Here is a 14,776-nt window from a genome sequence, read left to right on the forward strand (position 1 = left end):
ATTCTAAATATTATAATTATCCCTATACAAATTTTTATATTTCAAATTCTGTATTGTTTTTATCTATAAATCCTACCTTTACATCACAAGAAAATACTTCTTTTAATAAATTTGCTAATTCATCTCTTGCCGACATAACACTATCATAGTTTTTATTTGTAAATCCATCTATAGGGAAAAATATATTTTTACTTTCATTGGTGATTTTTCCTTGCTCGCTTTGTCTCCATATCCATCTTCTTGTTCTTACATTATCTCCTGCTGAATAAATCAATTCTCCATCTTCCAAAATTTCTGTTTCTTCAGTTCCTAAAGGAATAAAACCATCCCCTTCTTTAGAAAATCTAACCTCTATGTCCCCATCTAATGTGTCTATATCATGTGCTCCTAATGGAACCATATATTTTAAAGATACTGCATTTCCTAAATCTACAATAGGACTTATGTTAGGTAGCCCTTTACCTTTAGATGTTCTAGTAAGCATAGCTTCAATAGAACTCATAAATTTATTGGGGTTAATTCCTAATTCTTTAAATGCATCTCTATAACATAGTATGCCCTCTAATTCTTTAACCTTAGTATCTTTAAATTTATCTTCACAGTCTTTTATTGATTGATCTAATTTTTCTACAATATCATTTTTTACTAAACTATTATCAATTCCTTTTGCTACTATAACTCCAAAACAAACATTATCTAACTTTTCAAATACTTCACTTGATACACTAAATTTCATATTAATCCTCCAAAACTTTGAGTCCTATTTATAATAAAACTCGTATTTTACTACCATATTTATTATAAAAAATAATAAACATTCCAGTAGCTGGAATGTCAATATATTTTTACTAGTATTTGTATTTCTGTTACATATTCTGAAGAATTTGTAGTTAATCCTGAATCTACTAAGGTTATTTCTATCGAATCCTCTAATATTTCATAGTTATTTTCTTCTATATATTTTAAAATTCTTTCATAATAAATATCAGAATCATCATGTAATCCATTAAATCTTAGACATATATATTTTCCTTTAGGTAAAATTTTGCTTATTTCTTTACTATATTTTTTATTTTCTACAAAAATAAAAGTTGAGTCATAATCTTTGAATAATTTATTTTTCAATTTATCTTTAGATATAGAAACGCCTACTTCTCCTAAAAATATAGATGACTTTTTATTTGCCTTATTTTCTAGCTTTCTAATAGAAATCTCTAAGTCTTTGTTTGTTTTAACCTCTTCCTTTAATAAAACAATAGACCTCTCATCAATATCCGCTTCTATTATTTTATTTATTTTTTCATAATCTATTGAATCTTTTATTTTATTAATCCTACCCTTAACTTTGTTTTGTATAATTTCTAATTCTTCTATCTTTTTCTTAATTGCTTCTTCTTGAATTTCAAATAAGTTAAGCATGTTGTTTATACTTCTATTGTCTAAATAATATTTTATTTTACTTAGAGGTATCTCCATGCTTTTTAGATAAATTATAGTATTTAATTTTTCAAATTGATTTGTTGTGTAATATCTATAGTTGTTTTTTTCGTCTATATAACTTGGCTTAAATAAATCTATTTCATCATAATATCTTAATGTTTTTTTATTAATATCAAATAAAATCGCTATTTCTCCTATTGTAAATAAATCTTTTATATTAGTTTTATTACTCATTTATATCCTCTCTATAATCAATGTTTTTTAGTTAATTATATCACTCGTTGTATTTTTAGTGATTAAGTTACAGAATTAAATTTAGATTAATTATATAATTTAGAAAATTCATTTTTTAAAACGGAGGTAAATATATGGCTAAAATAAAAAGAAAAGCAATTGTTGATACTGATCTTTGTGTAGCTTGTGGTTCATGCGTAAAAGTGTGTCCACTTCAAATCATAAATATAGAACAAGGAGTATTCGCAAAAATAGATACTGAAAAATGTGTTGGTTGCGGAAAATGTGCTAAATCTTGTCCAGCATCAGTTATAAATATTAAAACTATGGAGGTGGTCTAATATATGAAGAAAAATAAAAAGAAACTTACTGATTATATGTGGATTTTGAGTGTAGCTTATTTAACATTAGGACTTTTTAATATATTATTTGCATGGTTAGGACTTTTATGCTTCTCAATTCCTTTAATAATCTCTCTAGCTGGCGGAGGGAAAAAATATTGTAATGTTTACTGTGGTAGGGGGCAAATGTTGGACCTAATGGGTACTAAACTTAAACTTTCGAGAAATAAAGATATCCCTAACTTCTTAAAAAGCAAGTGGTTTAGATATGGATTTTTAGTATTCTTTTTAACTATGTTCGTATCTATGTTAAATACTACTTACTTAGTGTTTAGTAGTGCAAAAGACTTAAAAGAAGTCATTACTTTAATATGGACATTCAAAGTGCCTTGGCATTGGGCTGATGTAAGTATGGTTTCGCCATGGGTTGCTCAATTTGCATTTGGATTTTATAGTATGATGCTTACATCTTCAATACTTGGTATTATAACTATGATGCTATATAAACCAAAATCTTGGTGTGTTTACTGTCCAATGGGAACTATGACTCAGCTTATTTCTAAAGCAAAATATAAACCGATAGAAGGCTTTGGTTGTGAATCAGGTTGTACTTCTTGCTCTACCGGATGTAGCTCAAAGTAAATAAAAATAGACCCCGTACAAAAGGGGTCTATTTTTTATTAATTAACATTTTATTTTTTCTTATACGGTGTATTTATAAGAGGTAAGCTAGTTCTAAACTCTTTATCAAATCTATAATAAGCATTTGCTGTTGCAGGTGCTGTTGGGATTGCTGTTATTTCACCTATGCCTTTAGCTCCATATGCCAATCCATATTTATTTTTTTCTATTACTATAGGTTCTATTGGTGGAGCATCTGTTGATTTAAAAAGCCCTAGTGTTCCATATTTAGCTTTAGGTACACAATTTTCTAATGGATAAGTTTCGGTAAGTGCGTATCCTAACGACATTACCACTCCACCTTCGATTTGACCTTCAACATTAATTGGATTAACTGCTCTACCAACATCATGTGCAGCTATAACTTTTTCTAACTTTCCATTTTCATCTAATATTACAACTTGAGTAGCATATCCATAAGCAACGTGACTTACTGGATTTTCTTTATCAGATCCCATTCTGTCTGTCACACTTGAATATGTTCCTAAAAATTCTTGACCTTCTAAGTCATTTATTGTTTTCCCAGAATCTAGTTCTTTTTTAAGTTGAAGACATGCATTTTTCGTTGCCTCTCCTGTAAATACAGTTTGTCTAGATGCTGTAGTATTTCCTGAGTCAGGAGTTAGATGAGTATCAGGTGCTTGGTATATAACATCTTCTGGTTTTAAACCTGTAGTCTGACAAAGCATTTGAATCATCGTTGTCGCTAATCCTTGGCCTATACAAGATGCACTTGTTCTTAAATGTATTTTCCCACCTTTTATAGCTAACTTGCATCTACCTATATCAGGTATTCCTACTCCTACCCCTGCATTTTTCATAGCACAAGCTATTCCTGCATAAGGGTATTTATCATACTCTTTCTTAACAGCTTCTAGTGTTTCTACCATAGCTGTTCCTTCATCTGCTATTTGTCCATTTGGTAATACTTGCCCTGGTCTTATAGCATTTCTATATCTTATCTCCCATGGAGATATTCCTACCATTTCCGCTAGTAAATTCAAATTAGATTCTGTGGCAAAGCAGCTTTGCGTTACTCCAAATCCTCTAAATGCTCCTCCTGGAGGATTATTTGTATACACAGCCTTACCATGTATATCTATATCTTGATAGTTATAAGGTCCTGCTGCATGTGTACATGCTCTCTCTAATACAGGACCTCCTAGTGATGCATAGGCCCCAGTATCTGAAACTATTTTAGCTTTTAGTGCTGTTAAGTATCCATTTTTATCACATGAAGTTGTAAATTCCATCTCCATTGCATGCTTCTTTGGATGCACTATTATACTTTCTTTTCTAGTTAATTGAACCTTTACATACTTCTTCGTGTGATATGCAAGTAAAGCAGCATGATGTTGAACACTCATATCCTCTTTACCTCCAAATCCTCCGCCAACCATTTTATTTATTACTCTAACTTTTTCATGTGGAAGGCCTAGCATATCTGCACACTCATGTTGAGTCGCATATACTCCTTGATCCGAAGAGTATATTATTACACCATCATCTTCATAAGGACCAGCTACTGCACATTCTGGTTCTAAAAAAGCATGTTCATTAAATGGAACAGAATATCTTCTTGTTACTACATACTTAGAATTTTTTATTTTTTCATCAGCATTTCCTCTTACTAACTCTTTTTCTACTAAAATATTTCCACCTTCATGAATTTCCGGAGCATCTTCTTGTAATGCTTCTTCTGGACAAGTTAAAGGTTTTAATTCTTCATAATCAACTTTTACTAATTTCTTAGCTTCTTCTAAAGCTTCCTTTGATTTTGCAGCAACTAATGCTACTGAGTCTCCTAGGTATCTAGTAATTTCACCTTCTGGAATTAACGTATCCCAGTCTTTCTTTAAGTGCCCTACTTTTATTGTTCCAGGTATATCTTTAGCTGTTAATACAGCTACTACACCTGGATATTTTTTAGCTTCTTCTATATCAATTTTTTTTACTAAAGCCCTTGGATACATAGTTCTTACTGCAGATCCATAAATCATTCCATCTATTCTAATATCATCTACATACTCTGCTTTACCTAAAGTTTTTGCCACTGCATCAACTCTATGTAATTTATCTCCAACAAGCCCCTTACACTCAACTTTGGGAACTTCTATATTTTCTCTAATTATTTTAGCAGCTTGCTTTACCGCTTCTACTATCTTTACATATCCTGTACATCTACATATGTTTCCTCTTAAAGCTTTTCTTATCTCTGCTTCTGTTGGATCTGGATTTATATCTAGTAATGCTTTAGAACTTATTACCATTCCAGGTATGCAGAACCCACATTGTACTGCTCCTGCATTTGTAAATGCATATGCATATGCATCCATTTCTTTCTCAGACATTCCTTCTATGGTAACAATATTTTTACCTACTAGCTTTTGTGTATTAAATACGCAAGCTTTTGTAGCTTTACCATCTATAATAACCATACAAGTTCCACATGCACCCTCTGCACATCCATTTTTTACAGAAGTTATGTTCATATCTTCTCTTAAAAACTCTAGTAGTTTTTTATTTTCTTTTGCTTGAACAGTTTCCCCGTTTAATGTGAATTCAAACATATATGACCCCCTAGTTTATAGTTCTTACTATATACTTTCCAGTAGGATGTTCTACTGTTAACTTTCCTTCTTTTATAACTTCAATCCCCCTTAAAAATACATGCCTAAACTGGCAATCAACTTCGTATCCTTCATATGGAGTATAGTCCGTATTTTGAGTTTGATTTTCTGAACTTATTGTATTTTTAATTTCAGGATCTATAACCACTATATCTGCATCGCTACCTACTTCAATGCTCCCTTTTTGAGGATACATTCCAAATAACTTTGCTGCTTTTGTAGACGTTAACTCTACAAATTTGTTCATACTTATTTTTCCTTCTTTAACTCCGTATGTATATAAAAGACCCATTCTATGTTCAACTCCTGGACCCCCATTTGGAATTTTGCTAAAATCATTTATTCCAATATCCTTTTGGCCTTTATAGTTAAATGAACAATGATCTGTTCCTATAGCATCAATGTCTCCCTCTTCTAAAGCTTTCCATAAAGCCTCATTGTCTGCTTTTTTTCTAAGTGGTGGTGACATTACATACTTAGCACTTTCAAAACCATCTAAATCATATAATTTATCATCTAAAAGCAAATATTGTGGGCAAGTTTCTGTATATACTTTAACCCCATCTAATCTAGCTTTTTTAACTTCTTCTAACGCATCCTTTGAACTTAAATGAACTACATATACAGGTGCATTTGCAGTCTTTGCAATTTTCATTAATCTATAAGTAGCCTCTACCTCTACATCTGATGGTCTACTTAGTTGGTGGTATTTAGGTGACAATTGATTATTCTTTTTACACTCATTTATTAGCTCACTTATTATATCTCCATTTTCGCAGTGGAATCCTATAAGCACTCCTAACTCCTTAGCTCTTTTCAAAGCTTTAAATATAATTCCATCATCAACTTGTAGTGTATCCTTATATGCCATATACATTTTAAATGATGTAACACCCTCATTTATCATATCTTTCATTTCTTTGGATGTATTATCACTCCAATCTGTTATAGCCATATGAAATCCATAATCTGAATAGCATCTTCCCCTAGATTTATCATGCCATTCTCTAAGACCATCATTTAACGTATGTCCTTTTGATTGAGTAGCAAAATCTAGTATTGTAGTTGTACCTCCAACTATAGCTGCTTTAGTTCCTGTTTCAAAATTATCAGCTGTTATTGTAATTCCAACATCTAAGTCAAAATGAGTATGGGTATCTATTCCTCCAGGTACAAGATAGCACCCATTTATAGGTACTATCTTATCTCCTTCTTTAAATAAATCAGCTCCAATTTCAGCTATTTTTTCATTTTCAATTCTTACATCTGCTTTATAGGATTTTACATCCGTTACTATTGTTCCACCTTGTAAAATTAGCCCCATTTTAATTTCCTGCCTTTACTTTGCTTCTACAGCACCCATTTGCATTGTTAATGCTCTCTTTGGACATCGTGTTACGCATAATCCGCATCCAAAACATTTATCTTCATCTATAACCATTTCATCTCCAACTTCAATTGCTTCATATACACAACTTGTTACGCATTTTTTACACTTTATACATTTATCTTGATCTACTTGTGGTACTACCGCATGAGTTCTAAATTCCATCTCTTGAACTTTCTTATGTGCTAATCCTTTTATTTCGTTTACATCTGAATATCCATTTGCTTCTAAGAATTCATTTAATTCTCTAGCTATTTTTCCGTATACTTGTGGTCCTTTAAGTATTGCTTCTGTACAAGTTTGTACTGCTGAAGCTCCAGCCATCATCATTTCAGCAACATCTCTTCCGCAAGTTATTCCACCTACACCTATTATTGGTATATTTACAACTTTAGAAGCTTCGTATATACATCTTACTGCTAACGGTCTTATTGGAGCTCCTGATAACCATCCGTATCCCGTTTTACTTCCCATTATAGGGAATCCTGTTTCAACATCTATTGCCATACACGGTCCAAACGAATTTATCATTACAAGACCATCTGCTCCTGCTTCTTCAACAGCTTTTGCAATTGTTTGTATATCAGTGTGAGGACTCATTTTCATAAATACTGGTACGTCTAATGCAGCTTTTGCAGCTTTTAAAGCATTTACTATAGGAGTAACATCTGTTCCTACATAATGTGTAGATAACTCAACTGCATCTGCATAAGGCTTAACAAGTGGTGCTACTTTAGCGATATCTTCTGCTGTATATCCCATACTTATTATTACTGGAACTCCTGCACTTTTAGCTTTTGCATATTCTTCAGCTATCCATTGTTCCTTTGGTAATTCAGACCATAACTCTGTATTTAAGAAACCACTGTTAGTATTTGCCATACATGGTCTTGGTACGTCTGCTGGAAGTACAGATATAGTTTTTGTGCATATACCTCCTGCTCCACCTTTTACAGCTTCTATACATAAATCTCCATCTTTAGCTCCTGGTCCTGCTGCTGTCATTATTGGATTTGGAAACTCCATATCGTGTATTTTAACTTTTAAATTTGCCATTTTTTTAATCTCCCCTTTTTCATTTTTGTTTATATTTTCACAAAACGCAGTCTAATTAATATATTTAAACTGCTTTCTCATCTGTTTCATTATCATTGTTTGATTCTTTTTTACTTCCTAATTCATTAAAGAATATATTCAGTATAACTGCTGCTAAACTTCCTGTTGTTATACCACTATGGAATATTGTTTGCACCCAATTTGGGAAGTTATGATAAAAATCAGGATTCGCTAAAGGTATCATTGCCAATCCTACACTTATTGCTACAATTACTCCATTTTTTGTCCCATTAAATTCAACTTTGCTTAACGTTCTTATTCCACCTACTAAAACCATCCCAAACATTGCGAATCCTACTCCACCAAGAACCTGTTTCGGTATTGCTGCTATTATTGATGCAAATTTAGGTATAAATCCTAATACCAATAAGATAATACCTGCATGTATCGCTATGTATCTTGACTTTATTCCCATCAATCCAACAAGCCCTGTATTTTGAGCAAATGGAGTTATTGGGAATGAGTTGAATATACTAGATAGAAAAGTTGAGATACCATCTCCTCTTAATGCTCTTTTTATATTTGCGCCATCTATATCTTTATCTACCATCTCATGTATTGCCATCATGTTTCCTAATGATTCAGTCATTAGTACTAACATTATTAATCCTAAAGATATTACTGCTGATGGTTCAAATACCGGCATACCAAATTTTAAAGGTACATTAACACTAAACCAACTTGCACTAGCTACATTACTAAAATCAGCCATACCTAACGCAGCTGCTAATACTGTTCCGATTACTATTGCAAAAAGTATTGCTGCACTATTCCAGACCCCTCTTAAATACTTAAATAGCACAATAGTTATAGCTAAAACAGCTAATGCTAATCCTACTTGAGACGGTTCAGCTGGACCTACTTTACTATCAGTTATCCACTTAATCCCAACTGGTAATAGAGATACCCCAATTACAAGTACTACTGTTCCTGTAACTACTTTTGGGAAAAATCTTATTATTTTTTCAAATACTGGAGCTATTATTATACAAAACAATCCCGCTGCCATAACTGCCCCAAACACAGTTTGCATAGCTAGATTTGGGTCTTGATATGATGAAGCTATAGATGTCATGGCTGCAACAGCCGCAAAGCTAGTTCCTTCGATTACCGGAATCTTAGCACCTGCAATATTTCCTATCCCAAAAGCTTGTATCAGCGTTCCTACCCCCGCCATAAATATACAAGCACTAATTAAAAAAACTATACTTTCATGGTCTAGTCCTGCAGCACTTCCTACCATCATAGGAACTGCCACCGCTCCTGCACACATTGCTAGTACGTGTTGTAATGAGAATATCCACGACTTGGATACCGGTATTCTCTCATCCACTGGAGCTATTTTAGGGCTTTTTTCTTGAGACATTTATAGTCCCCCTTTTATATTATTTTTTTATATTCTATCCCACAACTTGTTGCTCATCTCTCTACTCTTTGCTAATATCGACTCTTCATCAATATTTAATAAAATTCTATCCTTCATCAATACTTTTCCATTTATAATGGTTGTATCAACGCTTCTTCCTGTCATCCCAAATATTATGTGTCCATTTTCTGTATTTTCATTAAGCGGAGTATGCGGTATATAATCTACAACTATTACATCAGCATATGCTCCCTCTTTTAAAACTCCTAGATCTTTTTTATAATGCTTACTAGCTATTTTTCTGTTGTTTTCAAATAACATAGTTGGAGCTTCTGCCCATCCAACTCTTGGATCTCTTAATTGATGTTTGTGTATTATATTTGCAACCTTTAAAGATTCAAACATATCACTTGTATATCCATCAGTTCCTAATCCAACAGTTATTCCTTTGTTTAGTAAATGAACTACAGGAGAACATCCTACTGCATTTCCCATATTAGATTCTGGATTATGTACAACAAAAGATTTATTTTCTTTTATTAATTCCATTTCTTCAGAATCTATATGAATACAGTGAACTGCTATAGTTTTGTCATTTAAAACATTGAAATCATTTAATCTTTGTACAACCTTTTTATTGTATTTTTCTTTATTTATAATGACATCATCTATCCCCTCTGCTGTATGTACATGATATCCAGCATCTAGATTAGCCATTTCATTTGCACATTTTTCTAAAGTTTCATCAGATAATGTAAAAGCTGCATGAAGTCCAAACATACCTTTTACCATATCTGATTCATCATCTTTAGCAAATTTTATAAAATTAACGTTTTCCTGAATTCCTTGGTCTATCGTTTTTAATCCATCTCTATCAGATACTTCATAACAAAGGTTAGTTCTAATTCCTAAATTCTTAGCTACATCTTTTATAGTAAACAAACTTCCCTCTATAGCAAATGGACTCGCGTGGTGATCAAATACTGTTGTAACTCCATTTTTTATACAATCTATATAAGTTGAATAAGCACTATATTTTGTATCTTCTAAAGTAAGTTTTTTATCTAATCTCCACCATAAGTTTTCTAAGATTTCCATAAAATTTTCTGATGGTTTTCCTGGTACCGCCATCCCCCTAGCAAAAGAACTATATATATGCATATGAGTGTTTATAAGCCCTGGCATTATTACCTTTTTATTCGCATCTATGAACTCATAATCTGAGTACTTTTCCTTCATTTCTTTAGTTGAACCAATCTCTTTTATAACATTACCTTCGATAACTACACAACCGTCATCTATATATGGATTTTGCTCATTTTTAGTTATCAATCTCCCATTTCCAACTAATATCATGTTTTGATACCTCCTAAGGTTATCTCAATACTTTACCAGCCTTAATATGTTTATATTCATTTTCTTCAATTACGCAGTTTCCATTTATGATTACATAGTCTATACCTGTTGGATATTGAGTAGAATTAATATAATCATCACACCCTGAAACTTTGTCTTTATCGAATATAACTATATCTGCAAAGTATCCCTCTTTTAGTTGACCTCTATCTTTTATACTGAAACTTTGTGCAGCTTTTTTGGTCATTTTATGAACTGCTTCTTGTAAAGTCAATACTCCTAGTTCTCTAACATATCTTCCTAATATTTTAGGGAATGATCCGTATGCTCTTGGATGTGGCTTTCCTGATAATAGACCATCTGTACAAACATTTTGTTCTTCTCTCTTCATAAAAGTTATAATATGCTCTTCTAATCCATAAAAATCTACCATTCCAACTGCATTTTCTTCTTCTAATAATAGGTCCATAGTAGCATCAACAGGATCTTTACCTCTCATTTCACCTATTTCTAATAGACTTTTACCTATTGTATTTTCATTCTTTTTATTCTTTACACTTGTAACAAAAATTTGATCTATACCTGCAAATTGAATAAAGTTATCCCAACCTTCTATTCCATTTTCGATATCTTTTTTCATTCTATTTCTATCATCTTCATTTTGTAATCTTTCTAATAGTTTATCTGTTCCTCCTGAATGTGCCCAAGGAGGAAGAACTACTCCAAGCATGGTACTACCTGCAGCATATGGATATTGATCAAACGAAACTTTGATACCTTCTAATTTAACTTTTTCCAATAACTCTAAAACTTGTGGTATGTACTTCCAGTTATCTTTTCCACATACTTTGAAATGTGAAAAATGAACCTTAACCCCAGATTCTTTTCCTATAGTTATTATTTCTTCCATAGATGTAAGAATCGTATCAGCTTCACTTCTTTGATGAACAACAAATACTCCATCATATTTTGCAACAACCTTGCACATTTCTATTATCTCTTCAGTCATAGAATAAGCACATGGTATATATATAAGCCCTGTAGATAATCCAATAGCGCCTGCTTTTAATTCTCTTTCTGTAATTTCACACATCTTTTGAATTTCTTCTTTAGTTGCTGGTCTATCTTCTAATCCCATAGCTTCCATTCTAATATTTCCATGAGGAACTAAGTAAGTTTCATTTAATCCTACTCCGTTATCTTCCATCATAGTAAGATAGTTATCAGTAGTTTCATATTCCCAATCTATCTCGTCACTTTCACCATCTAGGCCTGCTAGATTTTTTCTCCATGAAGGAATAAATTCTTTAGGAAGTGGGGACATAGATATACCATCTTGCCCCAATACTTCTGTTGTTATTCCTTGTCTTATCTTTATTTCATTAAATGGATTTACTAAAATCATAAGGTCTGAGTGGCTATGAGTATCTATAAAACCAGGACATACTACTCTACCTCTTGCATCTATTATCCTATCTACATCTTCTGTAATCTCAGTTGATATTTTACTTATCTTATCATCATTAATTAACACATCCCCTATAAATGGTGCTGTATTATTACCATCAACTACTAGCCCTTGCTTTATTAAAATTTTCATAACACTTACCCCTATTTATTTATTTTTTATAAACTGATTTAAGTATTCCGTAGTAACCTTCTGCTCCTATAAATAATTGTTCTTGTTCTATATATTCATCTATTGTATGAGCAAGATTTTCTTTTGAAGGTCCAAATCCTATTGTTTTTATTCCTGCTTCACCTGCATAGTGACTTCCATTTGTACAGAATGAGTATTGAGTTATTTGACTATCTATTCCAGCTTCTTTTAATCCTTTATATGCTGCTTGAACAAACTCATCTTGCTCATCATATAACCAACCTGGGAAGAATCTTTCACCTTCTATTTTATTTCCTGTATAGCATCCTTCACATCCTATAGCATAAGAAACTTTAGCATCTAGCTCCGGATCTTCTTTCATCATTTCATCTAATAATGCTTGTATTGGAGCTAGTACTCCTTCTTTATTTTCTCCTACTAATAATCTTCTATCAAAAGTAGCTTTACAATAATCTGGTACTACTGAAGCCCCTGGGTATGGAGAAGATTTTATATCAGTTAAAACTAATATTCCAGGTCCTAATACTGGGTGAGTAGGTGGCTCTAGATTTTGTATTTTTTCTATTATCTTAGACATTTTATATACTGCATTTATTCCTTTGTGTGGATTAGCAGAGTGAGCTGGTTTCCCGAAAGTTTCTACTACTATTTCTCCTCTACCTCTTTGCCCTATCTTTAAGTTAAGTTCTGAAGATTCTCCTATAACAACATAGTCTGGCTTAACAGCTTCACTTATTTTTCTAGCTGCTATTCCTTCAAATATTTCTTCATGAACTACACCTGCTACATATAATTCACCTTCAAAATCTTTCTTTGTATCTTCTGCAAAGTATGAAACAGCAGCTATCATTGCACTTAACTGACCTTTCATATCAGAAGTACCTCTACCATATATTTTTCCATCATTTATAACTCCACCAAATGGAGGGAATGTCCACTTACTTTCATCTGGTACTTCTACTGTGTCTATATGTCCATCAAATAATATTTTCTTTCCTTCTTTATTACCTTTGATACAACCTATTATGTTTCCGTATTCATCTCTAAACCAACTATCAAATCCTAGTTTTTTGAAGTTTTCTTCTATTGCTTTAACTACATTTTCTTCATGTCCTGAATAACTTGCATTTCTTATTAACGATTGACATAATTCAGTTAATTCTTGTTTTCTTTGTTCATTTAACATCCTATTAATCCCCCTTAATTTTTCTAATTATTATCTATATACTTGCACATTCTCCGTCCCAAACTATGCTTCTGTATTTCTCTGGATCTGTGTCCCCTTCAGTACTTATTAGTAATACTCTAGAATCTTTATCTAGTTTTAATGCGTCTCTAAGATCTTTTAATTTATCATCGCTCATCATAGCTGCTAATAATCCTGTTGTTACAGCTCCTGATTCTCCTGATATAACTTTTGTATCTCCTGTTAATGGATTTCCTAATACTCTCATTCCTTTAGCTGAAACCCAATCTGGTGCTGAAACGAAAGCTCCTGAATAGTTCTTTAATATTTCAAATCCTATTGTATTTGGCTCTCCACAAGCAAGGCCAGCCATTATTGTAGGCATATCTCCACCAACAAATCTTGGTTTTCCATCTCCAGCTTCTGCAGATTTGTAGAAACAATCTGCTTCATCAGCTTCTACTACTACTGTTATAGGACACTCATCAAATGCATTAGCTATGTATCCTTGTACTGCACCTGCAAGAGATCCAACTCCAGCTTGAACAAATACATGTGTAGGTCTTTCTACTCCGTACTCTTTTAATTGTTCCACTGCTTCTTTAGCCATTGTTCCGTACCCTTGCATTATCCAAGCAGGAATATCTTCATAACCATCCCATGCTGTATCTTGAACTATAAGTCCTCCAACTTTTTTTGCATCTTCATCTGCTAATCTAACAGCATCATCGTAGTTAAGATCAGTTATACTTGCATCTGCTCCTTCAGCTTTGATGTTGTTTAATCTTGTTATTGATGATCCTTTTGGCATATAAACTACTGATTTTTGCTTTAATTTATTTGCAGTCCAAGCAACCCCTCTTCCGTGGTTTCCATCAGTAGCCGTAAAGAATGTCATATCTCCAAGCTTTGCTCTAACTTCATCAGATATTAATTTTTCATAAGTTAATTCTGATATATCCATTCCTAATTTTTCAGCCATATGTCTTGCCATAGCAAACGATCCGCCTAGCACCTTAAATGCATTTAACCCAAATCTATATGATTCATCTTTTACGAAAACTCCGCCAACTCCTAATACTTCAGCTAAATTATCTAATTTAACTAATGGTGTTTTTGTATATTGTGGGAAACTTTCGTGGAAAGATTTCACTTTACTTATCTCTTCATCATTTAAAAACTCTATAGTCTTTTCCTTATTTTCATTCTTTGGTAGGTTATTTAATTTCCATTTTATTTCTCTCATAATTCTCCCCCTTGTATAAATGTTTTCGTAATTTGTATAAAGCAATTAATATGCCAAACTTAAATTTATTTTCTAAAGAATCCTTAAAACCTAGTTTTTCAAACTAAAACTTTGTTAATTCACTCACATTTTATATTTTTAACTATCCCTAATCACTTTCCCTATATAATAA

Annotated in this window: 12 protein-coding genes; 2 read left to right on the plus strand and 10 right to left on the minus strand. The window is 32.4% G+C overall.

Annotated features, from left to right (window positions below; genetic code table 11):
- Nucleotides 1-34 precede the first annotated feature (34 nt).
- A complete protein-coding gene (locus VN21_RS08425; RefSeq protein ID WP_046822852.1) occupies nt 35-736 on the minus strand; it encodes a B3/B4 domain-containing protein in 702 nt (233 codons plus the stop codon).
- Nucleotides 737-834: 98 nt separating this feature from the next.
- Entirely contained in the window at nt 835-1,674 is an 840-nt protein-coding gene (locus tag VN21_RS08430; protein WP_226896687.1) for a MerR family transcriptional regulator, read from the minus strand.
- Between the two features lie 134 nt (nt 1,675-1,808).
- Between VN21_RS08430 and VN21_RS08435 the strand changes: the two genes are divergently transcribed.
- Both VN21_RS08435 and VN21_RS08440 read left to right on the plus strand, forming a co-directional pair.
- Nucleotides 1,809-2,015, plus strand: coding sequence for a 4Fe-4S binding protein (locus VN21_RS08435; RefSeq protein WP_046822853.1), 207 nt, complete (start codon nt 1,809-1,811; stop codon nt 2,013-2,015).
- A 3-nt stretch (nt 2,016-2,018) separates the two neighbouring features.
- Nucleotides 2,019-2,657, plus strand: coding sequence for a 4Fe-4S binding protein (locus tag VN21_RS08440; RefSeq protein WP_046822854.1), 639 nt, complete (start codon nt 2,019-2,021; stop codon nt 2,655-2,657).
- Between the two features lie 50 nt (nt 2,658-2,707).
- Here VN21_RS08440 and xdh read toward each other — a convergent pair whose 3' ends face one another.
- The 8 genes from xdh to dpaL form a co-directional block, all read right to left on the minus strand.
- The gene (gene xdh, locus VN21_RS08445) at nt 2,708-5,266 is read right to left on the minus strand and encodes a selenium-dependent xanthine dehydrogenase (RefSeq protein ID WP_046822855.1); all 2,559 of its coding nucleotides are present in this window, start codon (nt 5,264-5,266) and stop codon (nt 2,708-2,710) included.
- Between the two features lie 10 nt (nt 5,267-5,276).
- Nucleotides 5,277-6,650, minus strand: a complete 1,374-nt coding sequence (gene hydA / locus VN21_RS08450) for a dihydropyrimidinase (protein ID WP_046822856.1) — start codon at nt 6,648-6,650, stop codon at nt 5,277-5,279.
- Between the two features lie 15 nt (nt 6,651-6,665).
- The gene (locus VN21_RS08455) at nt 6,666-7,769 is read right to left on the minus strand and encodes a 4Fe-4S binding protein (protein ID WP_046822857.1); all 1,104 of its coding nucleotides are present in this window, start codon (nt 7,767-7,769) and stop codon (nt 6,666-6,668) included.
- Nucleotides 7,770-7,833: 64 nt separating this feature from the next.
- The gene (locus VN21_RS08460) at nt 7,834-9,195 is read right to left on the minus strand and encodes a nucleobase:cation symporter-2 family protein (RefSeq protein WP_046822858.1); all 1,362 of its coding nucleotides are present in this window, start codon (nt 9,193-9,195) and stop codon (nt 7,834-7,836) included.
- A gap of 27 nt (nt 9,196-9,222) precedes the next feature.
- Nucleotides 9,223-10,551, minus strand: a complete 1,329-nt coding sequence (gene ssnA / locus VN21_RS08465; protein WP_046822859.1) for a putative aminohydrolase SsnA — start codon at nt 10,549-10,551, stop codon at nt 9,223-9,225.
- A 19-nt stretch (nt 10,552-10,570) separates the two neighbouring features.
- Nucleotides 10,571-12,151 (minus strand): N-acyl-D-amino-acid deacylase family protein, encoded by a 1,581-nt coding sequence (locus VN21_RS08470; RefSeq protein WP_046822860.1) that lies wholly within the window; start codon nt 12,149-12,151, stop codon nt 10,571-10,573.
- 19 nt (nt 12,152-12,170) lie between these two features.
- Nucleotides 12,171-13,358 carry a YgeY family selenium metabolism-linked hydrolase gene (locus tag VN21_RS08475; RefSeq protein ID WP_046822861.1) on the minus strand — a complete coding sequence of 396 codons (1,188 nt, stop codon included), beginning with the start codon at nt 13,356-13,358 and terminating at the stop codon, nt 12,171-12,173.
- Nucleotides 13,359-13,392: 34 nt separating this feature from the next.
- Nucleotides 13,393-14,604, minus strand: coding sequence for a diaminopropionate ammonia-lyase (gene dpaL / locus VN21_RS08480; RefSeq protein ID WP_046822862.1), 1,212 nt, complete (start codon nt 14,602-14,604; stop codon nt 13,393-13,395).
- Nucleotides 14,605-14,776 lie beyond the last annotated feature (172 nt).

This window comes from Paraclostridium benzoelyticum, assembly GCF_001006285.1.
In the GTDB taxonomy this organism is placed as follows: Bacteria; Bacillota; Clostridia; order Peptostreptococcales; family Peptostreptococcaceae; genus Paraclostridium; species Paraclostridium benzoelyticum.

Excerpts from the sequence above, each read along its gene's own strand:
- VN21_RS08475 (WP_046822861.1), bottom strand. The coding sequence starts at position 13,358 with ATGTTAAATGAACAAAGAAAACAAGAATTAACTGAATTATGTCAATCG.
- VN21_RS08460 (WP_046822858.1), bottom strand. The coding sequence starts at position 9,195 with ATGTCTCAAGAAAAAAGCCCTAAAATAGCTCCAGTGGATGAGAGAATA.
- VN21_RS08425 (WP_046822852.1), bottom strand. The coding sequence starts at position 736 with ATGAAATTTAGTGTATCAAGTGAAGTATTTGAAAAGTTAGATAATGTT.
- ssnA (WP_046822859.1), bottom strand. The coding sequence starts at position 10,551 with ATGATATTAGTTGGAAATGGGAGATTGATAACTAAAAATGAGCAAAAT.
- xdh (WP_046822855.1), bottom strand. The coding sequence starts at position 5,266 with ATGTTTGAATTCACATTAAACGGGGAAACTGTTCAAGCAAAAGAAAAT.
- VN21_RS08430 (WP_226896687.1), bottom strand. The coding sequence starts at position 1,674 with ATGAGTAATAAAACTAATATAAAAGATTTATTTACAATAGGAGAAATA.
- hydA (WP_046822856.1), bottom strand. The coding sequence starts at position 6,650 with ATGGGGCTAATTTTACAAGGTGGAACAATAGTAACGGATGTAAAATCC.
- VN21_RS08455 (WP_046822857.1), bottom strand. The coding sequence starts at position 7,769 with ATGGCAAATTTAAAAGTTAAAATACACGATATGGAGTTTCCAAATCCA.
- VN21_RS08435 (WP_046822853.1), top strand. The coding sequence starts at position 1,809 with ATGGCTAAAATAAAAAGAAAAGCAATTGTTGATACTGATCTTTGTGTA.
- VN21_RS08440 (WP_046822854.1), top strand. The coding sequence starts at position 2,019 with ATGAAGAAAAATAAAAAGAAACTTACTGATTATATGTGGATTTTGAGT.
- VN21_RS08470 (WP_046822860.1), bottom strand. The coding sequence starts at position 12,151 with ATGAAAATTTTAATAAAGCAAGGGCTAGTAGTTGATGGTAATAATACA.
- dpaL (WP_046822862.1), bottom strand. The coding sequence starts at position 14,604 with ATGAGAGAAATAAAATGGAAATTAAATAACCTACCAAAGAATGAAAAT.